Origin of the sequence: Methylobacterium sp. GC_Met_3 (assembly GCF_026540775.1) — a bacterium.
Lineage (GTDB): Bacteria > Pseudomonadota > Alphaproteobacteria > Rhizobiales > Beijerinckiaceae > Methylobacterium.
Map to the genome: position 1 here is coordinate 1 of NZ_JALNUL010000154.1, position 1,159 is coordinate 1,159.

General features: G+C 64.3%; 1 protein-coding gene. It reads right to left on the reverse strand.

Annotated elements, in window-relative coordinates:
- A partial coding sequence (bamA, locus tag OXS27_RS32255; protein WP_267361734.1) for an outer membrane protein assembly factor BamA occupies nucleotides 1–1,159 on the reverse strand: 1,159 nt, incomplete at both ends.

The window sequence follows — 1,159 nt, forward strand, 5'->3', positions numbered from 1 at the left end:
GATGCCGAACTCCTCGGTGATCGGCAGGCCGAGGCGCAGCTGGCCGCCATACACCGTGGTCTCGTAGCGCGAGTATCGGTTCAGATCGGAATACTTGTAGAAGGCGTCGAAGCCGGCGGCGAGCCGGTAGCCGAGGAAGTACGGCTCGGTGAACGAGAAATCGACGCCGCGCGAGTACTGGCCGCCGGTGCCGGCGAGGCGGACATACTGGCCGCGGCCGAGGAAGTTCGACTCGGAGACCGAGACCTCGCCGATGATGCCGTCCTGGGTGGAGTAGCCGCCCGCCACCGAGAACGAACCCGTGGGCTGATCCTCGACATCGATGTTGATTACCACGCGGTCGGGCGCGGAGCCCGGCTCGTTCGAGAAGCGGACCTTCTTGAAGAAGCCTAGACCGTTCAGCCGCCGCTCGGCGCGGTCGGTGAGCACGCGATTGTAGGCGTCACCCTCGGCGATATCGAGCTCGCGGCGGATGACGTAGTCGCGGGTGCGGGTGTTGCCGCGGATGTTGATGCGCTCGACGTAGACGTGCGGGCCATCCTCGACCACGAAGCCCAGGGAGACCTGATGGCTGCCGGGATCACGCTGACCGGTCGGGCGGACCTGCGCGAACGTGTAGCCCGCGCGGTTCACTTCGCGGGTGACGTTGGTGAGCGTCTTCTCGACGTCGTCGGCGTTGTAGACATCGCCTACGGCAGCCGCGATATCCCGATCAAGGTTGGCGTTGCTTACGCCGGGCAGGCGCGAATTCACCTGCACCGCGCCAACCTTGTACTGCTCGCCCTCGTTCAGCGTGATGGTGATGACGTAGCCCGATGTCTCGCCCTCGACGTAGCGCGCGTCGGCGCTGACCACCTGGAAGTCGGCATAGCCGTTCTTCAGGTAGTAGCGGCGCACTTGGTCCAGGTCGTTGGTGATGCGGTCGGGATCGTAGACGTCGGAGGTCTTGATGAACGACAGGAAGTTCATCTCCGAGGAGCTCATCAGCCCCTTGAGCGTCCGCTCCGAATAGGCGTTGTTGCCGACGAAGTTGATCGAGACGATGCCGGTCTTATCGCCCTCGTCGATCTGGTAGATCACGTCGACGCGGCCGTTCGGCAGGTCGACGGTGCGGTAAGTCACCTTGGCGGTGCCCCGGCCGAAGCGCTTGTAGACGTCA